Consider the following 24,173-nt stretch of genomic DNA (forward strand, 5'->3'; position numbering starts at 1 on the left):
TTCTGACGTAAACACTGGTATTATGTACAGCTGACTTTCCCCATATAAGCCGCAGCATGCTCAGTGACAAAACCAAAAAAATGACCCGCCAGGCCTATAACGGCATTGCGGAAGCGATCCCGAACTTCGTCCGCCGCAAGGAGCAGAATTTCCTGATCGCCGAAATCGCCAAGACCCTGGCCGGTGAATATGAAAAGTCGCGCCGCATCATGGTGGTTCAGGCCGGCACCGGCACCGGTAAGTCACTGGCCTACTGCCTGGGCGCCATTCCTCAGGCACTGGCATCCGGCAACAAGGTCTGCATCGCCACCGCCACCGTCGCCCTGCAGGAACAGTTGATGTACAAGGATCTGCCTCTGGTGCAGCGCCACAGCGGCATGGAGTTTAAATTCGGCTTGGCCAAGGGACGCCAGCGCTACGTCTGCTTATCCAAGCTGGAACTGCTGGCCGGTGAAGCCGGCGACAATGAGCAGGGGCAGCAGGCGCTGTGGGAAAGCAAACCGGCCAGCGCCGACATCGCCCTGCTGAAGCGATTGCATCAGGCCTACCACAACGGCAAATGGAACGGCGAGGTCGACAGTGTTCCTGAGCCGGTAGCGGATTACCTGTGGCAGCAAATTGGTTCCGACAAGCACAGCTGCAACAAACAGCTGGCCGCCCACCGGGATTGTCCGTTCCACAAGAGCCGCGACGACATGGACAGCTGGGACGTGTTGATCGTCAACCACAGCCTGTTGCTGGCGGATCTCGAACTGGGCGGCGGCAAAATCCTGCCCGATCCCGACAGCATGTATTACATCATCGATGAGGCCCACCACCTGCCTCAGGTCACCCGCGACTTCTCTGCTGCCAGCGCCAATATGAAGAGCACCGCCGACTGGCTGGGAAAACTGGAAAAGTCTGCCCATAAGCTGGCCCGAGAACTGCGCAGTGATCGCGCCACCAATCAGGCCACCGAGCTCACCAGCGACATCGAAGCCATTGGCGATAGCCTTGGCCAGGTGGTGGAATTCTGCGAAGCCAATCCGGCCATCTTTGACAATCCAGAGCTCAGGCACCGGTTCGAAGGCGGCGAACTGCCGCCGGTGCTGATCACCCTGGCGGAAAATCTCAAGCTTGCCACCAATCAGGCCCTGAAGCGCCTGACCAAGTTGCAGCAACAGTTGATGGAGTCGGTGAAAGACGGCGACATCAAAGGCTGGCAGGCTGAGCCTCTGGTGGCCGACATCGGCTTTCATCTGCAACGGCTGGAGGGCTTGTCGCAGCTGTGGCTGATGATGGCCCGGGAGACCCCCAGCAGCGGCGCGCCACTGGCGCGCTGGATAGAGCGGGTGGAGTATCAGCAGCGGGCCGACTACCTGGTGTGCACCTCCCCCATCGAGATCGGCTTTATGCTGGAGGAGATGCTGTGGAGCAAGGCCGCCGGCGTCGCCCTGTTGTCGGCCACGTTGATGGCCCTGGGCAGCTTTGATCACTACCGCCATCAGGTCGGGCTGCGCAATAACGACGGCACCCGCTATACCGCCCTGCCCTCCCCCTTTGATTACCAGCAGAGCGCCACCCTGTTTCTGCCTAAAGTCAGCGTTGAACCCAGCGACGACCGCTTTGGCGACATGCTGATCAAGACCATCCCCGAACTGCTGGAGGAGGAAACCGCCAGCCTGGTGCTGTTTACCTCCTACCGACAGATGGAAGCGGTGGCCGACACCCTGAGGATGCACAAGAAGCTGCCGATCCTGGTGCAAGGCGAAAAGGCCCGCTCGGAGCTGATTGCCGAACACCGTCAGCGCATCGATGATGGTAAGGTCTCCATCCTGTTTGGCACCAGCAGCTTCTCCGAAGGTCTGGATCTGCCCGGTGAGTACCTGACTAACCTGATCATCACTCGGTTACCGTTCGCGGTTCCCACTTCCCCGGTGGAACAGGCCCACGCCGAGTACATCAAATCCAAGGGCGGCAATCCTTTTTTGCAGCTGGCGGTTCCCGATGCGGCCAAAAAACTGGTACAGTCCTGCGGTCGTCTGCTTCGAAACGAAACCGACTATGGCAGAATCTCCATTCTGGATCGGCGCCTGGTCACCAAGCGCTACGGCAGTTCACTGTTGGACTCCCTGCCCCCCTACCGTCGCCATATAGAATATTGATAGCCAAATGATTGAACTGGGTTTAGACCTGAACTTGATGTTGCTGTTGTCGGCAGTGGCCTTTGCCGCCGGCTTCATCGATGCCGTTGCCGGCGGTGGCGGCCTGCTGACCATACCGGCTTTGCTGACCGCCGGGCTGCCTCCGCACCTGGCACTGGGCACCAACAAGCTGGCCGCCAGCTTTGGCTCTCTGACCGCCAGTTGGACCTATTATCGCAAACAGCTGTTTAACCCCTCCTTCTGGCGAAAGTCCTTTGTCGCCACCTTTATCGGTGCCGCCGCCGGTACCCTGGCGGTGGATCAGTTTTCCGCCGACATACTGAACCGGCTGTTGCCTCTGGTGATTGTGGCCATCGCCCTGTACACCCTGTGCGCTCCCAGCCCCAGTGACGAACACAAGGGCCTCCCGGAGCGCACTCTGGGGTTGAAGGTAAAACAGTGGACTCAGGGGCTGGGGCTGGGCTTCTACGATGGCTTTGCCGGCCCCGGAACCGGCGCCTTCTGGACCGTTTCCTCCATGATGCTGTACAAAATGAATATTCTGCTCTCCTCCGGGCTGGCCAGAAGCATGAATTTTGTCAGCAATGCCACCTCTCTCGGGTTCTTTATCGCCCTGGGACACGTCCACTTTGGCATTGGCATCGCCATGGGGGTCTGCCTGATGGCCGGCGCCTGGATTGGCGCCCACTCCGCCATTCGCTTTGGCAGCAAGTTCATTCGGCCGGTGTTCATTACCATGGTGCTGATCATCGCTGGCAAGCTGGCTCTGGAAGCCTGGTTATGAGTTTTCGTCGCCAAAGCGAATTGATGCAGCTGCTGCGCCAGCGCTTTGCCCAGCTGAAACAGCAGGTTCAGGACTACGACCGCCAGCTGAATCAGAGCACAGAAAAGGCTCTCAACCACAGCCATCGCTTCCATCAGGGACTGTTTGAACAAACCGGCGCCTCGCTGAGTCAGTGCATCGCTCAAATGGACAAGGACATGACCGCCCTCGAGCGCCTGTCCCACCACCCAGGCTCCGAGGCCACCTTTGAGTACCTGTGTCAACAGTTCAGCGATCGCTATCAGGCGGTCACTCAGGCCATGGCGGCCACCGGCGTTCAGGTGGCCGGCACTAAGCTCAAAAGCCGCCGGCAATGGCAGCAGCGCCCCCACAACCAGTACCAGTGGATTGCCCAATCGGTGATGAGCAACAGCAACGGCGCCTACGCCGAGCTGCGCAAACACCAGAACTGGGCCAGTCGGCTGGAGCAGAAAATCCGTGAACTTGAGCAAAAACTGGATTTGCATCAAGGACAAGAAAAAATCAAACTACAGAATGATATTCTGGCAACCCACAAACGGCTCGGCCAATGTCGCCAGGCTATGACCTATATTGAAGAACGTATCGCTCAGCTTGAAAAGCGCGGGCACAGATAAAAGGAGCGCAGGATGAATAAGGCCTCGGTATTGGCGGCAATGATCGCCGGGGGAATGAGCTTTGGCAGCCTGGCTGCAGAACTGACCATTCCACTGTCATTTGAGTTTATTGCAGTCAATGGGCAGGAAGTGAAGTCCAACTTTTTCAGCCATAAAGACGAAATTGAGTTGGAAAAAGGGCAGCACACTATCGCCCTGGTCTACAAAGATCTGGTGGAAGAACCCTTTGGTGACGGCCATCAGCGGGTCAGCTCCGACCCCTTCCTACTGCACATCACCATCGACAGCGATGGCGAGTACAAGGTGCGCCCCCATGAGGTGATTCGGGATCTGGACCAGGCCAAAGCCTTCGCCCAGAAGCCAGTTCTGAACGTCACCCAGGAAAATGGCCAGGCCGTCACCTACAAAGTTGAGATGACCTCGGTCAAGCAGGAAACCCTCTTCGACACCCTCAACAAGGGCCTGTCCCCGGAGCAGGAAGCCAAAAAGAAAGTGATCGCCGCTACCGCACCGGGCGCCGTGGTCGCCACCGGCGCTGCTCAGCCTTCGGTCAATATGCAGGGCGACGACGTCACCAACCCGCAGATGATGCTGAAGTACTGGTGGCAACAAGCCGACGAGAAGACCCGCAAGGACTTCATGAGCTGGGCCATCCAGAACATGTAACCCGAAGGGGCCGGCAACGGCCCCTTTTTGCCTCATGATCCATTGCGTCTATCACCCCTGCTATTCCCAGTTGGTTCTGCCACAGAATCACGGTTTTCCCATCACCAAATATCAGCACCTGTACCAGCAGTTACAACAGCACCCGCAGCAGCACCGGCTGCGCTGGCACCAACCCGATGCCGCGCCACTGGCGCTGATTGAACGCTGTCACCATCCCGAATACCTGCGACAGTTTCTCGGCAATGGCCTCGCCGCCGCGCCGCTGAAACGGATGGGCTTCCCCTGGAGCGAGGCGCTGGTCAACCGCACCCTGACCTCGGTAGGGGGCACCCTGCGCACCACCGAGTTGGCGTTGGATCATGGCATCGCCCTGCACCTGTCCGGCGGCTACCACCACGCCCACTATGATTTTGGCAGCGGCTACTGCGTGTTCAATGACCTGGTGATCGCCGCCGAGATGGCCCTGCTCCGGCCGGAGATCCACAAGGTGGTGATCTTCGATCTCGATGTTCACCAGGGAGACGGCACCGCTGCCCTATGCCAGGACCGAACCGAAATCATCAGTTGCTCGGTGCACTGCGACAGTAACTTTCCCAGCCGCAAGCAGCGCTCCGACTTCGACTTTGGCCTGCCCAAAGGCTGCCAGGACGACGATTACCTGCAGAGTGTCGGCGAGGCACTGCAACTGGTGACCCGCCTTCATCAACCGGATCTGCTGATCTACGATGCCGGCGTCGATGTCCATCATCGCGACAGGTTGGGACACCTGAGTATCAGTGATAGTGGATTACGTCGGCGCGAACAGCTGGTACTATCCTATTGTCTGGACAAGAAGCTGCCGCTCGCCTGCGTCATCGGCGGCGGTTACGACCGCGACCCAGAGGCCCTGACCCACAGGCACCTGCAACTATTCGACGCGGCGCTGGAACTGCAATAAAGGAGTATGACATGGATGCAGACATCAGAAATTATTACGAAATTCTGCTGGAACAAACGGTCACCGACCGTAAACTGGCCGAACAGTATAACGACAGCCAGTTGGCCGACCTGTTCTGCCTGACTTTGAACCAGATGCCCTGCCGCTATTTCCGCCACCGGGTGGACCTCAGCGCCTACGCCTCCAGCGACGAGCTGGTTGCGATGCAGAAGAACGTCGATGAAGCCCTAACCCGAGCCCTGAACTACATTGAACGCCATCCCAGAGAAGAGTAAGCCCTCACCCTACCGGTTGCTGTTGATTGGCCTGTTGCTGACACCGACGCTGCAGGCCCAGCAACCGGCGCCCTTCATCGCCCACTATCAGGCCACCAGTAAAGGCCTACCTTGCGGTGGTGGCTCGCAGCAACTGGTTATCGACGACGGTCAGTATCAACTGCTCAGCAAGGGCAAGTTCTGTCTTCTCGGAGGCCGAGTGGACAACCGCAGTCTGCTCAGCTGGCAACAGGGACGCTGGCAGACGCTCGCCTTCGATGCCACGGTGTCCGGCTGGTTCTCCCAAGATGACTATCAAGCCAGCCGAACCCCTGAGGGCCTGATGGCGGTCAACAAGGATGGTCATCCCCTGGTTTATGAGGAGCACGCCCCGGCCAGCCAGGGCGCCGCGACGATGCTGCAGAACCTGGCTCTGGATGTCGAACGCCAACGCCAGGACCTCTATGCCGACTACACCTGGGGCGATGAAACCCGGGACTACCGCTTTGAGTGGCTGGGAGAGGAGCAGATTGAGTTTGATGGGCGCGCCTACCGGGCCCATCACCTGCGGCAAACCCACCCCAAAAAGTCCCGGGTGGCTGACTTCTGGTTTGCACCGGCACTGGAACACCAGTTGATCAAGATGACGGTCCATCGCCTCGGCATCAAGATGCTCGACGTGCGACTGTCTGACTTCGAACGTTCAGACCCCATCACTCGATAACGGCCATTGCCGTTCAACGTTGCCCTTTCTCCTCCCGACTTCTACTTTTTATAACGGTCGGCATGCTCATTAGCCCAGGCACCGGATGCCGCTTCAGCCTTAGCCGTCGACCCCAGAAATAGAATCAAACTGACATCAGAATGAAACGTTTGCTTTTCATTCTATCCTCAGGGCGCCGAAACGGCGCCTGGGTTCATGGATGAACGCGGTCGCCACATCGGCCGCCAAGACAGGGTGATGGAAGACAGGGTGATACCGGAAAAACTGTTTTACCTGCAAGGGATAGGCGCCGACTACCAAGACAGTCAGGGACAGTGCGTGGCTATCGACCCCGAGGTGCGACGGCGGTTGCTGTTCGCCATGACCGGGCCTCCAGCCATCGGAACCGACCCCTGGCAGCAACGCATCGACGCCCTGGATGCCCACCCCTGGCTGCAACTGGCACCGGCGTTTCAAATTACCGACATCGACACCCCCACCCTTGAGGTGTATCAGCCACAGGAGCTGACCGCTCACTTTAGCCTGAGTCACCCTCAGGCAACGCCGCTGCAGATTGAGGCCAGGCCACACTGGCAGCACGGTGAGTACTGGTACCAACAGCGCCGCTTTGTCCGCTACCATCTGCCCCTGCCTCCTGACTGGCTGAGCACCGATGCCACCGACACCGAACTGACGGTGTATCAACAGGGGCGCCAACAGCGTGTCACCCTGTGCCGCACGCCGGCCCGCTGTTATCAGGCCCCGGCCAGACCCGAACGCAGCTGGGGACTGAACCTGCAACTGTATCGACTGCGAACGTCCCGGCAGTGGGGCATCGGCGACTTTGCCGATCTGCACCGACTCATCGACTGGCTGGGTCCCCTGGGGGCCGACTTCATTCAGCTCAATCCTCTGCACACCCCGGATCCGCACCTGAAAGGCAACGTCAGTCCCTATGCCGCCGCCGACCGACACTGCCTCAGCCCCCTCTATCTGGCCCCGGAGTGGATTGAAGAGTACTCGTCGTTAGCCGCCGAGTTTCAACGTCCCCAGTGGCTGGGCCCCAGGCAACGCCTGGCTGAGGCGGACTGGCTCGACTACGACGCCATCGCCAGGCTCAAGTTTGCCCTGTTCGACCGACTGCATCAGCAGTTTCTGCAGACCGTCTGCAACTCAGGCGCTGAGCGCGACCAGGCCTACCAGCGGTTTGTGCGTCAGCACGGGGAACGGCTGCAGCAATACCGAAGTCAGGAGCATCAATGGTTGTGGCAACAGCTGCAGCTGGAGACCCATCCGGATCTGCCCCTGTTCCTGCAGTTTGAAGCCCGACGACAACAGGCTCGTTGCCAGGCCCGTTGCCAGGCTTTAGGGATGGTCACCGGTCTGATTGCGGATCTCCCGGTAGGGGTTCCCCCCACCAGCTGTGAGGTGGCCGCCGACCCGCAGCACTTTTGTCGCCACGCCAGCATTGGTGCGCCGCCAGACCCCTTCGCCGCTCAGGGGCAGGACTGGGGCCTGGCACCTGCAGACCCAGTCATCATGAAACAACAGCACTTTCGTCATTGGCGGTCGTTGCTGGACGCCAATATGAACCACTGCGGCGCCCTGCGCATTGATCACATCATGGGCCTGAGACGGCAGTGGTGGTGCCTGCCCGGCGAGGCCCCTGGCATCGGCGGTTACGTCTATTACCCCCATGAGCAGCTGTTCGATCTGCTGGCCCTGCACAGCCACAATCATGGGTGTGAAGTGATTGGCGAAAACCTCGGCATTGTGCCGCCCGAGATCGACCAGCAGATGCAGCATAAAGGCATCGCCGGTACCCAGCTGCTGCACTTCTGTCTGGACTCACAAGGCCGCTACCTGGCCCCGGATACCTTGGGGAACAACCTGATGCTGATGACCAGCAACCATGACGTGCCACCACTGGCACAGTGGTGGCAGGGTGGGGATTTGCATCTCCTTCAGCAGTTGCAACTGCTGAGTGCCGAGCAACTGCCGCAACGATTGCAGCAGCGTCGGCGGCAAAAGCAGGCCTTGCTGGAGTGGCTGACGCGCTTTGGTGACAGCCCGGCAACCGATGCCGAGCAGGATTGGAACTTTGAACTGATGGCCGCCTCTTTGCTCACCCTGGCCAAAAGCCGGGCCAACCGCTTTGCGCTGCAACTGGACGACCTGCTATTGAGCTCTCAGCCGGTCAATATTCCCGGCACCTGGAAGCAGTACCGCAACTGGCAACTGCGCTTAAGCCAGCCATTGGCCTGCCTGGAACAGGACCCGCAAATCCATGCGCTGCTGCAGCAGATCGATCAACTCCGTCGCCAACCGAGGCCCACCCCATGACCCTGACCACCCTTGCCCCACCGGCTCCCGAGGATGACGTGCTGACCCCCTCCCAACTGGGGATGCACCCAGGTGCCGATGGTCGCCGACTTCAGGTCGGTTGCTATTTCCCCGGCGCCCTGTCCGTTCGAGTCGTCGACCTCAATAGTCAGCGTGCCGTGGCCACCCTGGCACCGAGAGGAAATCTTGGCTACTTCCTGGGGCCTCTCGGGCGCCGCATTCGACGATTCCCGTATCGGCTGCAGGTGGACTACCCCCAGTCACAGGCGTCAATCATCGACCCCCATCAGTTCGGCTCACTGCTCACCGAGCAACAGCGTTACCTGTTTGCCGAAGGCAAAGAGGAACACGCTTACCGTTTCCTCGGCGCCAACCATCGCTGCGTTCAGGGTATCGACGGCATCTGGTTCAGCCTGTGGGCCCCCAACGCCAGGGCGGTGGCGTTAATCGGCGACTTTAACCATTGGGACAGCCGCAGCCATCCCATGAAAACCCACCACCACAGTGGCATCTGGGAGCTGTTTTTGCCCCAGGCCAGTCCGGGCCAGCATTACAAATACCGCCTGACCCTGGCCGATGGCCGCACTCAGGATAAGGCGGACCCCTACGCCCGGGAGATGGAATCGCCGCCCCACAACGCCAGCCGAATCGGCGCCATAGCCGACTACCCATGGCAGGATCAGTGCTGGATGGCACGCCGGGCCCAGTGGCCTTCCCACCAGCGGCCGCTGTCCATCTACGAGGTCCACCTTGCCTCCTGGCAACGGCAACAGGACAACCAGCCTCTGAGCTATACCCAGCTGGCGCAGCGCCTTATCCCCTATGTCAAACGGATGGGGTTCAGCCACATTCAGCTGATGCCCATCGCCAGTCACCCGTTCGAAGGCTCCTGGGGTTATCAGCCCATCGGCCTGTTCGCTCCCAATCAGCGCCTCGGCGACGGCGACGCCCTCAAGGCCTTCATCGATCAGTGCCATCAACAGGGGATCGGTGTCATTCTCGACTGGGTCGCGGCCCACTTCCCCGGCGACGCTCACGGCCTGGCGCAACTGGACGGCACCGCCCTGTATGAACACGACGATCCCCGTCAGGGCCATCATCCGGACTGGGACACCCTGCTGTTCAACTACGGCCGCAACGAGGTCAAAAGTTATCTCATCAGTAACGCCTTCTACTGGCTGGGCGAATACCACTTCGATGGCCTGCGCCTGGACGCCGTCTCCTCCATGCTGTATCTGGACTACAGCCGCGAACCCGGCCAGTGGGTCCCCAATCGCCATGGCGGCCGTGAAAACCTGGACGCCGCCGAGTTGCTGAAGCAGCTTAACCAACGCTGCCATTTCAACTTTCCCGGCCTGTTGATGATTGCCGAAGAGTCCACCACCTGGGACGGCATTACCCGACCGGTGGACCATGGCGGTCTCGGCTTTGGCTACAAGTGGAACATGGGCTGGATGAACGACACCCTGCGTTACCTCAACCAGGACCCCATTCACCGCCGCCATCACCATAGCCTGATGAACTTCAGCATGCTGTACGCCTACAGTGAGCACTTCATCCTGTCCCTCAGCCATGATGAGGTGGTTCACGGCAAAGGGTCATTACTGAGCAAAGTGCCCGGCGATCCCTGGCAGAAGTTCGCCACCCTCAGGGCCTACTTCGGCTTTATGTGGACCCACCCGGGAAAGAAGCTGTTGTTTATGGGCAATGAACTGGCCCAGTGGGACGAATGGTGCCATCAGCGCTCCCTCGACTGGCACCTGCTCGACAGCCCGCCTCACCTCGGCGTGCAGCACTGGGTTCGCGACCTGAACCAACTCTACGCCAGTCAGGGCGCCCTGCATCTGTGGGACCATCAACCCCAGGGGTTTCAGTGGCTGGAGTGCAACGACTACCACAACAGCGTATTCAGCTTCCTTCGGCGCGGACCCGAGCCGACATCACCGCTGTTGGTGATCATCAATATGACGCCGCAGGTTCATGAGCAATTTGCCGTCGGCGTGCCACAACCGGGCCGCTGGCGCGAGCAGCTCAACAGCGACGCCGGTGAGTATGGCGGCAGTGGCGTGACCAATCCCGAACCGCTCAGTAGCGACGATCAGCCGCTGCATCAGATGGCGCAGCGGTTGACCCTGCGCCTGCCGCCGCTGAGCTGCGTCATTCTGGCGCCGGAGTCACCGTAATGCAGACCCGGCCGGGACGCCCCTACCCATTAGGCGCAACCCTGACGGAACGGGGCGTCAACTTCGTCCTGTTCAGTGCCCATGCCGACGCCGTCACTCTGTGCTTATTCGATGACCAACAGCAACCGCAGGCGCAACTGCCACTGCGCCCCACCCCTGGCGGCCTGTGGTGCATCGAAGTGGCCAACCTCGCCGAAGGTCAATATTACGGCTATCGGGTTCATGGCCCGACGGCGCCCCATCTCGGTCACCGCTTCGCGCCCCACAAGCTGCTGCTGGACCCGTACGCCAAAGCCCTGTCCGGACCGATGCTGTCCCCGGACAGCGAACCCGCCCCCCAGCTGGATAACGGCCACTGGATGCCCAAATGCCGGGTCACCGCCCCCCTGGCAACCCCGGACTGCCGACCCCGAATCCCCCTGTCCGACACCCTGATTCTGGAACTTCACCCCAAGGGGTTCAGCATCAATCTTCCCGGGCTGGCCCCCCAACATCGCGGCAAACTGTCCGCCCTGGCTCAGCCACAAGCCATTGAGTATTTTCACCGCCTCGGGATCACCACCCTGGAACTGTTGCCCATTCACCCCTTCGCCAGCGAACCCTTTCTGACCCAACGCTCCCTCAGCAATTACTGGGGCTACAACAGCCTGCAGTTTTTTGCCATCCATCCCGACTACCTTAACGGCAACGATCCGGCCGAGTTTGCCGAGGTGGTACAACGCCTCCACGACGCCGGGTTGGAGGTCATTATGGATGTGGTGTTCAACCACAGCGCCGAGGGCGATGAACAGGGCCCCACCTACAGCTTTCGTGGCCTGGACAACGCCAGCTACTACCGTCTCGATGATCGGGACCCAAGCCGCTACCTCAACTTCAGTGGCTGCGGCAACAGCCTCAACCTCAGCCACCCCAGGGTGCTGCAGATGGTGACCGACAGCCTGCGTTACTGGGTCAGGGACATCGGCATCGACGGCTTTCGCTTCGACCTGGCGACCGCCCTGGGACGGGAAGCCCCCCACTTCGACGCCGGGGCCGGCCTGCTGGATGCCATCGGCCAGGATCCGCTGCTGAGCCAGGTTAAGCTGATTGCCGAGCCCTGGGATCTCGGCCCGGACGGCTATCAACTGGGCCAGTTTCCACCACCATGGAGCGAATGGAACGATCAGTATCGCGACACCGTGCGCCGGTTCTGGCGCGGCGATGCCAATCAACTGCCGGCCCTGGCCAACGCCCTTCACGGCAGTGCCAGATGGTTCGATCACCATGGCCGCGGCCCTGTGGCCAGCATCAACTTTATTACCAGTCACGACGGTTACACCCTGGCGGATCTGGTCAGCTATGAACAGCGCCACAACCACGCCAATGGCGAACACAACCGAGACGGCCATGGCCACAACTTCAGCCGCAACCATGGCACCGAGGGCCCGACCGCCGCCAGCGACATTCACGCCCTGAGGCAGAGGCAGCAGAAAAACCTGCTGGCCACCCTGCTGCTGTCTCAGGGAGTGCCCATGCTGCTGGCCGGTGATGACCTGGGTAACAGCCAGCAGGGCAACAACAACGCCTATTGTCAGGACAACGCCATCGGCTGGCTCGACTGGAGCCCGGCCCCGGAGCAGCAACACCTGGGTCAGTTTCTGCGCCAGTTGATCGCCCTGCGCCGCTCGCAACCCCTGCTCAGACAATGCCGTTATCAGCACAACCACGGCGATGTCCGTTTCCACTGGTACACAGAACAGGGGCACAAGATGCAGGAGTCACACTGGCATCAACCGCAGCGCCGTCACCTGATGGTGCAGATTCAATCCACAAACGACGCCCTGTTGATGATGTTCAACGCCGGGGCGACGCCAGTGACTTTTCAGCTACCGCCCCCCCGCTACGCCCAGACCTGGCACTGCCGGGTGCACACCCAGGCCGACGGCCTCGAAGACGGCCATGCCCTGTCCCACAACACGGTGACCCTTTCGGAACACAGCCTGGCAGTGCTGCAGGCTTCATTAAAGGACCAATGAGATGCCCAAAGTCAGCCGCCCGACCCCACCCAAGTTCAGCGCGCAACCCAAGGAGTGTCTGAAAGCCGGTTTCGACCATTACATCCGCTACAGCCTCAACCGTGACAAGCCCAGTGACCAGGATCTCTACCAGGCCCTGGCGTTAAGTGTCCGCGAACAACTGATGGACAACTGGCGCGACACCCGGGTTCGCAATAACCAGTTTTCCGATCGCAAAGTCGCCTACCTGTCGCTGGAGTTCCTGATGGGACGGGCACTGGGCAACGCCGCCCTCAACCTGAACCTGACCGACGACGCCCGCCAGGCTTTGAAGGGCTACGGTGCCCGGCTGGAGGAGGTCGCCGAACAGGAGCAGGATGCCGGCCTGGGCAACGGCGGGTTGGGGCGACTGGCCGCCTGCTTCCTGGACAGTTGCGCCACCCTGGACATGGCGGTACTGGGGTACGGCATTCGCTATGAATACGGCATGTTTACGCAACAGTTTGTCGATGGCCATCAGGTGGAGCAACCGGACCGCTGGCTGCGCAACGGCACTCCCTGGGAGGTCAAAGTCCCACACCACAACGTGCTGGTGCAGTTTGGCGGCCGGGCCGACACCTTCTGCGACGATCAGGGCCGGCGGCGCCACCACTGGGTCGATACCGAAGAGGTACTGGCGGTGGCCTACGATGTGCCAATCCCCGGATTTAACAACCGCCGGGTCAACACCCTCAGGCTGTGGAAAGCGGAGGCCACCGACGAGTTTGACCTCAGTGAATTCAATCAGGGGGATTACAGTGAGGCGGTCGCCAGGAAAAACCAGGCGGAGCAGATCACCATGGTGCTGTACCCCAACGACAGCAGTGAGAACGGCAAAGAGTTGCGATTACGACAGCAGTATTTCCTCAGCTCCGCCAGCCTGCAGGATCTGCTGCGCAGCTACCTCGGTCAAGGTGGTGACGTCGGTGATTTCGCCAAGCACCATGTGATTCAGCTCAACGACACTCACCCCAGCATCTCGGTCGCCGAACTGATGCGGCTGCTGATGGATGAGTATGGACTGGGCTGGGATCAGGCCTGGTCGGTCAGCAGCCGCACCCTGGCTTACACCAACCACACCTTGCTGCCCGAGGCGTTGGAGAGCTGGCCGGTGGCGCTGATGCAGCGCCTGCTACCTCGGCTGATGGAGATCATCTTCGAGATCAATGCCCGCTTCCTGGAGCAGGTGGCCCAGCGCTGGCCCGGTGACGGCCACAAGTTACGGCAACTGTCGATCATCAGCGACGATGCCGATCCGGCGGTGCGCATGGCACACCTGGCCATCGTCGGCAGTTTCTCGGTCAATGGCGTGGCCATGCTGCACACCACACTGTTGACCCAGGGGTTGTTTCACCACTTCCACCAGCTATGGCCACAACGGTTCAACAACAAAACCAACGGCGTGACGCCCCGGCGCTGGCTGGCCCACGCCAACCCACGCCTCAGCGCCCTGCTGACCGAGCGGCTGGGCAAGCAGTGGATTACCGATCTGAGCCAACTGACCGCCCTGAACGCCTACCTGAGCAACGACAGCTTTATTCATCACTGGCGCGAGATCAAACAGGCCAACAAACAACGGCTGGCACAGTTGGTGTACCAGCGCTGCAACGTCGAGTTTGACACCGGCATGCTGTTTGACGTCCAGGTAAAACGCATCCATGAGTACAAGCGGCAATTGCTGAACCTGCTCCACGTCATCCACCTGTACCGGCGCATTACCGCCGGCGACACCGCCAATATGACCCCCCGCTGCGTGCTGATTGGCGGCAAGGCCGCCCCGGGCTACGCGCTGGCCAAGCGGATACTGAAACTGGCTAACAATGTGGCCTACATGATCAATGCCGACGCTCGGGTCCGCCCCTTCCTGAGGGTGGCGGTGTTACCGGACTACAACGTCAGTGCCATGGAGATCATCTGTCCCGGTGCCGACCTGTCACAGCAGATCAGTACCGCCGGCAAAGAGGCCTCCGGCACCGGCAACATGAAGTTGATGATGAACGGTGCCCTGACTATCGGCACCCTGGATGGGGCCAACATCGAGATACTGGATGCGGTGGGTTCGGAGAACTTTTTCCTGTTCGGACTCAATGCCCAGGAGGTTGAACAGGCTCGGCAGCACTATCAGCCCGACACCTACCTGCAGCGTTCGCCGGCGCTGCGGGGGGTCATAGAACTGCTGCAAAGCGGCCACTTCAACCTGTTGGAGCCTGGGCTGTTCCAGCCAATACTGGATGCCCTGCTCAGCCCGGCGGACCCCTGGATGGTACTGGCCGATTTCGACGCCTACCTTCAGGCCCAGGAGCGGGTCGCCGAAGCCTACCTCAACCCCGCACACTGGACCCGCATGAGCATTCGCAATACCGCCGCCAGTGGCCGCTTTTCCAGCGATGCCACCATCAGCCGTTACCGGGACGAGATCTGGAGCCTCGCCCCCGCCCGCCCTTGCCGTCAAGGAGAGACGCCCGATGCTTAATTCCAATCCACGCTACGTCAGCAACCTGACCCGGGATACCTACGCCATCATCCTGGCCGGTGGCCGTGGCAGCCGCCTGCATGAACTCACCAGCTGGCGGGCCAAACCGGCGGTCTATTTCGGTGGCCAGTTTCGAATCATCGACTTTCCGCTGTCCAACTGCGTTAACTCCGGCGTGCGCCGCATCGGTGTGGTGACTCAGTACAAATCCCACAGCCTGATCCGCCACCTGAGCCGAGGCTGGGGCCATTTCAAGCGCGAGCTGGGGGAGTCAGTAGAGATTCTGCCGGCTTCCCAGCGCTACTCCGACAACTGGTATCAGGGTACCGCCGATGCGGTATTTCAGAATCTGGACATCATTCGTCACGAGTTGCCCAAGTACGTCATGATCCTCTCCGGCGATCACATCTACCGCATGGACTACGCCGGCCTGATCGCCGCCCACGTTGAATCCGGTGCCGACATGACCGTTTCCTGCATCGAAGTGGCGGTGGCCGAGGCCGCCGGTGCCTTTGGGGTGATGGCCGTCGATGCCGAGCAGCGCATCACCGGCTTCGAAGAGAAACCCGCCCGGCCACAGGGGTTGGCGGACGACCCGGAGCGCTGCCTGGCCTCCATGGGCAACTACGTGTTCAACGCCGAATTCCTGTTTGACCAACTCAGCCAGGATGCCCGGCGCCAAAACTCGGATCGAGACTTCGGCAAGGACATCATTCCCGCCATCATCGAGAATCACAAAGTCTTCGCCTACCGCCACCGCAGCGCTCTGGACAATGAACCGCCCTACTGGCGCGACGTGGGCTCTCTGGACTCCTTCTACCAGGCCAACATGGAGCTGCTGCAACCGACTCCGCCGCTGAACCTGTATGACTCCCGCTGGCCCATCTGGAGCTACCAGGAACAGCTGGCCCCGGCCAAGTTCGTGTTCGACGACGACCATCGTCGCGGCACCGCCGCCGATTCCATCGTGTCCTCCGGCTGCATTGTCTCTGGGGCAACAGTGCGCCGCTGCGTGCTGTTCAACCGGGTTCGCATCGACGATTACGCCCTAGTGGAAGACTCGGTGATTCTGCCCAACGTCCACATCGGCCAGGGCGCACAGATTAAAAATGCCATCCTCGAGCGAGGCTGTGAGGTACCTGACAACATGGTGATCGGCTACGACCGCCTGCAGGATAAGAGCCGTGGCTTTCGAGTAACGGAACAGGGACGGGTGCTGGTGACCCGGGAGATGCTGGGCTTACAGGTGGGTTATGAAGACTGAACACAGAATTCGAGTACTGATGGTTGCGGCGGAAAATGGCGCCCTTCCCGCGGCCAAAGTCGGCGGCATGGGCGATGTGCTGCGGGATCTGGCCCCTGAGCTGGCCAAGGCCCAGGTGCAAGCCGATCAGATCATGCCCGCTTACGGCCGCTTTCACCGTCACCCCCACGCCAGCCAACTGGCACGGTTGACCGTCCCCTTCGGCGGTCGTCATGAAATTGTCACCCTGTACCAGCTGGCCAATCCGGCCCACCCCGAGTCCAGGTTGTTTCTGCTCGATCACCCGCTGTTCAGCAACGCCGGCGACGGGGTCATCTACCACTGCAATGACCCCGAACCCTATGCCAGCGATGCCAGCAAGTTTGCCCTGTTTTGCGCCGCCGTTGCCGTCGCCCTGTGCCAGCGTCACCTGAGCCGACCTGAGGTACTGCACCTGCATGACTGGCATGCGGCCCTGCTCACGGTGCTGCGGGCTTTTGATCCCCGCTATCAGCCGTTGCAGGCGCTTCGCTGTGTGTACAGCATTCACAACCTGGCCCACCAGGGAACCCGGCCGTTTCGAAACAGTCACTCCAGTTTTGGTCGCTGGTTTCCGGAATTGGCCGCCAGCCTCACCGATGCCCAGACCCGCCGAATCGAAGACCCCAGCTACCCTCAGTGTCTGAACCCGATGCGGGCCGCCATCAACCTGGCGGACAAGGTGCACCTGGTCAGCCCCAGCTACGCCAGCGAAGTGCTGCAACCCAGCGACCATCGACACGGGATCTGGGGCGGAGAAGGCCTGGAGCAGGATCTCAACCGCCGTCATCAACAGGGAGGGCTCTGCGGCATTCTGAACGGCCTGGTCTACCCGGATACCCCGGCGCCACCTCAGAGTTTTGAAGCGCTGCTGAACGCCATGCACACCACCCTGCTTGGCTGGCAGGGCCACGGCACCCACCTGCGCAACGTCGATTTCATTGCCCATACCCGCCTGCAGTTGTGGCAGCAGGCGAAGCGGCCGCCGCCGTCGATGCTGCTGACCACGGTCGCCAGGCTGACCGAGCAGAAAGTGGCCATCCTGTGCCACCGCCTCGACAATGGCGATACCGTACTGGAAACCCTGCTGCGCCGGTTTAAGCAACGTCAGCCTCAAGGGCTGTACGTCTGCCTGGGCAGCGGCAATCACACCATCGAAGCCGAACTGCAACGGGTCGCGGCCCATCACGACAACTTCCTGTTCCTCAACGGCTATCAGGAACAATTGTCGGCACAACTGTACCGTCAGGGCCAGTTGTTTATGATGCCCAGCTCCTTTGAACCCTGCGGCATCAGTCAGTTGATGGCGATGCGGGAAGGCCAACCCTGCCTGGTACACGCGGTTGGCGGACTGCGGGATACGGTGGTGGACAATCAGACCGGCTACTGGTTCGAAGGCGATAGCCTCGAGCAGCAGGGGCTAGCGCTGCTGGCCAGGTTTGATGAACTGCTGGAAGCATTTGGCAGCGACGACTGGCAACGGGTCGCCGCCAATGCCAAAGAGCAGCGGTTTGGCTGGCAGTCCCCCTGCCGTCTCTATCGGCACTCTCTGTATCTGGAGTAACAGCCAGGCGCTCCGGCGATGTCGGAGCGCCCATGGCTTACGGCGGCAACGTCGCCAGGGCCTGAATCTCGTCCCCGGTCAACGCTCGATCGTAGAGACGCACTTCATCCAGGGTTCCGCTGAAGAACTCGGAGACACCATCGGCGCCACCGAAGATCAGGTCGCCATTGCCATCGGCTGGCTGTGCCGAGCCCGAGGCCACGGCGGCGCCATCGCGGTACAGGGTGCGGGTTCCTGCGGATCCGTTTTGCACCAGCGTCAACTGAGTCCAGCCGCTACTGATGCTGCCGTCAGCCAGGTTTGCGGGCCCGCCAAAGACCCAGGCATTCCAGGACGACACCCAAAGGCCATACCAGGGAGCGCTGTCACGGGACTTGGTCACCACTCCGGACCAGCCCCCCTGAGGCCCATCGGCGTTCACCCACACCGACAGGGTGAAACTGTCGCCGACGGCAAAGGCCAGCGCCGATTCATGGCCGATGCGAACCTGGTCGTCGCCGCCATCGAAGCTCAGGCCGCCCCCGGCCCAGCCCGGCACTCGACTGGCGCCGCTGAGGCTGCCGACCCGACCGTTGCCTGAGGCATCCAGCACCGAATCACCGCCTGTTTCATCTAATGGCCAGTAACCCACCAGGCCGACACTGGGCAGGCCACCACCGCTGAGATCAATGTCAAACTGAGCGCTGCTGATGCTGCTGTCTGACAAGCCGTCGGCCAGGGCGATGGCCTTGAGGGTCACGCTCTGATCCAGGGTCAACACCGACAGATACTCATCAGAGCCCGCATCGGGATCGCTGCCGTCCAGGGTGTAATACACCCGCGCCAGCGGCGTCGACGAACTCAGGGTCACGGCCACCGGACCGGAGAAACTGCCTCCTGCCGGCGAGATCACCGGCGCCGCCACCGTCGCCGGTGCGGCCACGGTAACCGTGATGCTGTCGCCGGACTCCGGATTGGTGAGCGGTTGATGATTCTCATCCACCAGCCACACCTGCACCAGGTGACTGCCCGGCGCCACCGCGCCAAAGTCATAGCTGGACAGCGACAGATCGTGCACAGGCACATAGGCCTGATCGTTCAGCTGCACATGGACATGGTTGTAGCCACTGGCATCGCCACTGCGGTTCCAGCTCACCACCAGATTGCCGCTGACCTCACTGCCATCGATAGGGGCGGTGATCACCAGCGCCGGAGCCTGGTACGGCTCGATGGCCACACTGACCTCGGCGGTGTTACTGACGACGCCGTTTTGATCCGCCAGCCGATAGCTGAAACTGTCGCTGCTACTGGCGCTGCCATCATGCTGGTAGCTGAGGCTGCCGGTTGCCCCGTCGTAATCGATGCTGCCGTAGGCCGGTGCCGATACCAGCTCAAAGCTGTCCAGGTCCCACCCGGCCGGGGCCGAATCGTTGGCCAAAATGGCAATGGTGACCGCCTGCCCCTGGGTGACCAGGGCGCTGTCATTGCCGGCGCTGGGGTTGCCACTGCCGGGCTCCAGATTCATCAGCGCCACCACCTCGGTGGCGCTGAAGCCGCGGCCATACAGGCGAACATCATCCAGCACACCGTCAAAGAACTCGCTGATGCCGGCGGCGCCACCGAACCATAACTCACCGCTGCCGGTGCCCTCCCGGGCCGGTCCGCTGGCGATCTCAACGCCGTTAAGGTAGAGGCTGCGACTGCCTGACGCCTGCACCAGGGCCAGGTGGTGCCAACCACTGCTGATGCCACTGCCGTACAGGGCCGATGGGCCGCCGAAAGTCCAGGCATTCCAGGAGGAGATCCACAGCCCGTACCAGGGACTCTGATCCCGGGACTTGGTGACCACCCCGCTCCAGCCGCCCTGGCTGGCAGCAGGATTGACCCACACCGACAGGGTAAAGGCATCGCCGGCGCCAAACGCCAGTCCGGCGTCATGGGGCACGCTGACCCAGTTGTCGACGCCATTGAAACTCAGGCCGCTGCCAAAGCGACCGGCGGTCAGGCTGGCACCGAAAGCAGTACCGCTGCGACCATTGCCCGAGGCATCGTTAACCAGGCCACCGGGCAGAGCGTCCATCGGCCAGTACCCCAACAGATCCGGATCGACGCTGCCGTCGACCACCTGAATCGTGATGGTCTGGGACGCCTCAGGGTTGGGCAACGCCACATGGCTCGAGTCCACCAGCCACACCTGAAGCTGATGACTGCCGACGCTCACCTGGCCAAAGTCATAGCTGGTGAGGGCCGTGTTGTGCAGGGTGACGTGGGGGTTGTCGTCCAGCTTGACGTGTATGTGGTCATAGGCGCTGCTGTCTCCGGACAGCTGCCAGTACACCACCAGATTGCCACTGATGTTCTGACCGTCGGCGGGACTGGTAATGGTCACCGTCGCAGGCTGATACCCCTGCACCGTCACAGACACCGGCGTGGCGGCAGACCAGTTACCGGCGTAATCCTGCACCCGATAGCTGAAGCTGTCACCGCTGCCGGTAGCACCATGGTGGCGATACAGTATCTCACCACTCTGGGCATCGATGGCGTCGATGGTGCCGGCTGCGGGTGCGGCCACCACCTCTACCGAGCCGGGATTCAGCCCGGAGGCGGCACTGTCATTAGCCAGCACATCGATGCCGACACTGGCCCCGGACACCACACTGGCGCTGTCGGATTGAGTCACCGGCCCCGGCGCCGGCGGCGCCGTGGTTGCCAGAATCAGCAGTTCCTGAGAATCCAGCGCCCGGTTATAGAGGCGCACCTCATCCAGTACCCCGGAGAAGAACTCGCCGACCCCACCGGCCCCGCCGAATCTCAGATCACCGCCGCCGGTTGCGGCTTGAGCAGCGCCGCTGGCCACCAGTTCGCCGTTGAGATAGAGACGACGAACGCCGCCAGAGCCATCCTGAACCAGCGACAGGTGCTGCCAGCCGGTATCGATGCTGCTGCCATACAGGTTCGACGAGCCACCAAAGGTCCACACATTCCAGGCGGAGATCCACAGTCCGTACCAGGGGCTCTGATCCCGGGAGTGAGTCACTAATCCGGCCCAGCCCCCCTGGGGACCATCGGCATCGACCCAGGCGGACAGGGTAAAACTGTCGCTGTCGGCAAACGCCATTCCAGGCTGGTGGGACACCACCACCTGGTCACCGCTGCCATTGAACCTGAGCCCCTGTCCGTCCCAGCCAGCGGTCCAGCTGCCGCCGCTGAGCTGGCCGTTCCAGCCACTGCCGGACTCATCATTGACGGTGCTGCCGCCGCCTTCATTCATCGGCCAGTAGCCCACCAGTCCCGCCAACGGAAACTGCGGGCCGGTTTGTTGGAGATCGAACTGGGCGGCCGCCACTGCGGAAGGAATGAAGCCCAGATGATAGGCCCACACTTTCAGGGTGGCGCTTTGGTTCAGCGTCACCGTGCCGGTCGTCGTCGGGGAAGACAGGTTGGGGTCGCTGCCATCGAGGGTGTAATACAGGCTGGCACCCGCTGTCGCCGAGCTGAGACTGACCGTCAGAGGCGCGGTATGGCTGCCGCCGTTGGGCGTGATCACCGCAGTGGCCACGGTGGCACTACTGCCATTGTCATACAGATCGATGGTCACCGTTGCCGGCGCCGACACATAACCGTCGCTGTCCTGCACCGTGTATTGAAAACTGACGCTGCCGGGGACGGCACTGCTGGGCTGATAGCTGACCCGACCGGTACCCGGTATCACGGTCAGCAACCCGGACGCCGGCTGGCTGATCAGGGTCAGGCTGTCGTAATCCAGACCGGCATCGTCGCTGTCGTTGGCGAGCAGATCGATGTCTGCCACGCTCCCCAGCGCCACACTGGCATTATCGTCATTGGCCACCGGGGGCGAAACGGTGCCGCAATCCGGATAGAGGGTGGCCACTTTATGGGTGGCCAGACCATGGGCATCGGTCACCGTCAGGTGAATGCGAAAGAAATAAGTTTCGCCATCGCAACCCACCGGGGCAATCTGCACCTGGCTGCTGCAGTTGTTGTCGATAGGGTCGGAGTGGGTGTGGTTGTTGTGATGCAGCACCGTCTGCCAGGCACAGCTAAGCTCCGCCAGGCTGTGCTCATTGTCGCTGAGCTGGGCCTGCAACGGATACAGGGTGTCACCGGACAGAGGGTAACGGCTGCCATCGACCGGGCTGGTGATGGTGACCGACGGCGGGGTGTTATTGACGCTCACCAGCACACTGGCGTCGTCGCTCTGCGCCGGCGAACCAGAATCGGTGACCGTCAGCTGCACCTGGAAGCTGGCGGGGCCGGCCCCGGGGGCAGAAAACTGATGAACCGGGTTGGCGCTGCCACTGCTGGCACCATCATCAAAGTTCCACCAGTAGCTGAGCGGCCCCCCTTCCGGATCGCTGGAGCCGCCAGAGGACAACTGCACCGACAGCGGCGATGGCCCGAACTGAGGCGTGGCCGAGGCCACGGCGGTTGGCGGCCGGTTGCCCCCTGGCGCGTAGCTGACCTTATGGATGAAACTGGCCCAGCTGATGTAGTACAACTGCCCTTCGGTAGGGTGAGTGGCCAGAAATACGATGCCGCCGCCCTGGCTCAGGAAGGGACGGATCTCCGCAGGACGATGATCCGCAGTCATCACAAAGTTACGAATCCACTGACCACCAAAGTCACCGTGGAAATAGGTACCCTGATAGCTGGTGGGGAAATCACTGCCCTGATACCAGACACCACCGGTTGAGGCATTGCCGAAAAACGGCTGCCCCTGAGTCAGCACATTACCGGTGCCCGGTACCGCATCCCCCACATCCACCGCCACGCTGTTACCGGCCCCGTCGAAGGCCGGATAGCGGGTGATCGCACCGCCATGAAACCAGTCCAGTTGCGGCCGCTGGTGCACATACACTGGCACCTGAGTAATGCTGCCGCCGCCACAAGGATTGGCAAAACCAGGGCTTGGTTGAGCCGCTTGCTTCAACAGATCGCCAAAATTGACGGTACACCCCAGCACCTGTGAGGCGATCTGGTTTTGCACCACCTTATTCTGGTACTCCTGTGACGGCTCAATCCCTTCAAACAGCGGCCAGCCAAAATTCTGCCCGGGGCCACTGACCACGTTAAACTCCTCCCAGCGGTTGTTGCCCACGTCCCCCACAAACAGTACGCCGGGATCGCCATCGGCAATGTTGTGCGAGCCGGTGCCCGGCTTCAGGCTCATGCGGTAAGGGTTTCGCAGCCCCAATGCCCACACTCTGGACTTAGGCGCTCGCGGTGCCGCAGCATCGAAATAGGGATTACCCGGCAGCCCATCTCCGCTTTCGGGATCCAACCTCACAATCTTGCCATTCAAGGAGTTTGGCATTTGCGAACGGTAAGAACCGACGTTCTCCTCCGGAGTAATAATGCCTTCATTAAGACCATCCTGATAGGCGGTTTCACCGGCGCTACCGGTGTCTGTGCTGGCGTAACTGGCACCATCGCCAAAGGCCGCCAACAAGCTGCCGTCGGTACCAAACACCAACTGACCGCTGCTGTGGGATTGGTGCAGCAGTGGAAAACCACTGGATGCAGTTTCCCCCAGCAACACTTTACGGCTGCTGTAATCCACGCTGGTGGCATTGCGATAATCCGCCTGACCGGCGGGTTTGATGGCGGTGTAACGGGTGATGCGACCGATGGTGGCCTGAGTCACCTGAATGGTGAGCGACGGGTCATAATCCTGGTCACACTGCGGGGCGCCAACCCCGGATGGGGGTTCGCTGCAGTGCAGCAGGTGATGCCGGTCGACGCCGTAATTCAGGTAGAGGTAACCGTTGTTGTTGAAGTCGGGATCCAGAGCAAAACCCAACAAACCGTGGTCACGCCAGGCCAACACCTCATCGCTGATGTCGAGGAGAGGCTGAGTCACCGGAGTCGCTTGATCAATAATCCAGACTTTACCGTCACGTTCCCAGGCGTAGATGCGAGAGCCTTCCTCGTTGAAAGCCAGACCTACCACACCAGACCACCCGGCCCCATCGGGGCGGGAGAGGGTCTCCTCCGTGAAATCCGAGTCTTCAAACAGTGCCGCCGATGCCATCATTGGCAACAGCCAGAGTCCTGAGAGCAACAGCATGCCCATTATGATTTGGCGCATACACATCACCCACTGCATTAGGGTAAGAATACCGGGCGCTGATCCCCGGCATGCAACATCCTGATTCGGCAATTCAAGCCGCCG

General features: G+C 61.1%; 14 protein-coding genes. 13 read left to right on the forward strand and 1 reads right to left on the reverse strand.

Features of this window, described 5'->3' with window-relative positions; translation table 11 throughout:
* The first annotated feature begins 56 nt into the window (after positions 1-56).
* The 13 genes from dinG (at position 57) to J8Z22_RS15685 (ending at position 18,001) form a co-directional block, all read left to right on the forward strand.
* Positions 57-2,144, forward strand: coding sequence for an ATP-dependent DNA helicase DinG (gene dinG, locus J8Z22_RS15625; protein ID WP_252007001.1), 2,088 nt, complete (start codon positions 57-59; stop codon positions 2,142-2,144).
* A 7-nt stretch (positions 2,145-2,151) separates the two neighbouring features.
* Complete coding sequence (locus J8Z22_RS15630; RefSeq protein ID WP_252007002.1) at positions 2,152-2,928, forward strand: TSUP family transporter; 777 nt, start codon at positions 2,152-2,154, stop codon at positions 2,926-2,928.
* Positions 2,925-3,563 (forward strand): primosomal replication protein, encoded by a 639-nt coding sequence (locus J8Z22_RS15635; protein ID WP_035415548.1) that lies wholly within the window; start codon positions 2,925-2,927, stop codon positions 3,561-3,563. The genes J8Z22_RS15630 and J8Z22_RS15635 overlap by 4 nt, the downstream gene beginning before the upstream one ends.
* 12 nt (positions 3,564-3,575) lie before the next feature.
* Positions 3,576-4,229: a DUF2057 domain-containing protein gene (locus tag J8Z22_RS15640; protein WP_252007003.1), complete on the forward strand. Its 654-nt coding sequence runs from the start codon at positions 3,576-3,578 to the stop codon at positions 4,227-4,229.
* Positions 4,230-4,263: 34 nt separating this feature from the next.
* Positions 4,264-5,166: a histone deacetylase gene (locus J8Z22_RS15645; RefSeq protein ID WP_028112224.1), complete on the forward strand. Its 903-nt coding sequence runs from the start codon at positions 4,264-4,266 to the stop codon at positions 5,164-5,166.
* Positions 5,167-5,177: 11 nt separating this feature from the next.
* The gene (locus J8Z22_RS15650) at positions 5,178-5,441 is read left to right on the forward strand and encodes a late competence development ComFB family protein (RefSeq protein WP_028112223.1); all 264 of its coding nucleotides are present in this window, start codon (positions 5,178-5,180) and stop codon (positions 5,439-5,441) included.
* Positions 5,416-6,144, forward strand: coding sequence for a DUF3108 domain-containing protein (locus tag J8Z22_RS15655; protein ID WP_252007004.1), 729 nt, complete (start codon positions 5,416-5,418; stop codon positions 6,142-6,144). Before J8Z22_RS15650 ends, J8Z22_RS15655 begins: the two co-directional genes overlap by 26 nt.
* A gap of 195 nt (positions 6,145-6,339) precedes the next feature.
* Positions 6,340-8,466 (forward strand): 4-alpha-glucanotransferase, encoded by a 2,127-nt coding sequence (malQ, locus tag J8Z22_RS15660; RefSeq protein WP_252007005.1) that lies wholly within the window; start codon positions 6,340-6,342, stop codon positions 8,464-8,466.
* Positions 8,463-10,649: a 1,4-alpha-glucan branching protein GlgB gene (gene glgB, locus J8Z22_RS15665; protein WP_252007006.1), complete on the forward strand. Its 2,187-nt coding sequence runs from the start codon at positions 8,463-8,465 to the stop codon at positions 10,647-10,649. Before malQ ends, glgB begins: the two co-directional genes overlap by 4 nt.
* The gene (gene glgX / locus J8Z22_RS15670) at positions 10,649-12,664 is read left to right on the forward strand and encodes a glycogen debranching protein GlgX (protein WP_252007007.1); all 2,016 of its coding nucleotides are present in this window, start codon (positions 10,649-10,651) and stop codon (positions 12,662-12,664) included. Before glgB ends, glgX begins: the two co-directional genes overlap by 1 nt.
* Position 12,665: 1 nt before the next feature.
* Positions 12,666-15,155 (forward strand): glycogen/starch/alpha-glucan phosphorylase, encoded by a 2,490-nt coding sequence (locus tag J8Z22_RS15675; RefSeq protein WP_252007008.1) that lies wholly within the window; start codon positions 12,666-12,668, stop codon positions 15,153-15,155.
* Positions 15,148-16,419: a glucose-1-phosphate adenylyltransferase gene (gene glgC, locus J8Z22_RS15680; protein WP_252007009.1), complete on the forward strand. Its 1,272-nt coding sequence runs from the start codon at positions 15,148-15,150 to the stop codon at positions 16,417-16,419. The genes J8Z22_RS15675 and glgC overlap by 8 nt, the downstream gene beginning before the upstream one ends.
* On the forward strand, positions 16,409-18,001 hold the full coding sequence (locus J8Z22_RS15685) for a glycogen synthase (protein ID WP_252007010.1): 1,593 nt from the start codon (positions 16,409-16,411) through the stop codon (positions 17,999-18,001). Before glgC ends, J8Z22_RS15685 begins: the two co-directional genes overlap by 11 nt.
* A gap of 37 nt (positions 18,002-18,038) precedes the next feature.
* On the opposite strand, the gene J8Z22_RS15690 is transcribed toward J8Z22_RS15685, so the two are convergent.
* Positions 18,039-24,089: a LamG-like jellyroll fold domain-containing protein gene (locus J8Z22_RS15690; RefSeq protein ID WP_252007011.1), complete on the reverse strand. Its 6,051-nt coding sequence runs from the start codon at positions 24,087-24,089 to the stop codon at positions 18,039-18,041.
* Positions 24,090-24,173 lie beyond the last annotated feature (84 nt).

It is taken from the genome of Ferrimonas sp. SCSIO 43195 (assembly GCF_023716685.1).
Lineage (GTDB): Bacteria > Pseudomonadota > Gammaproteobacteria > Enterobacterales > Shewanellaceae > Ferrimonas > Ferrimonas kyonanensis.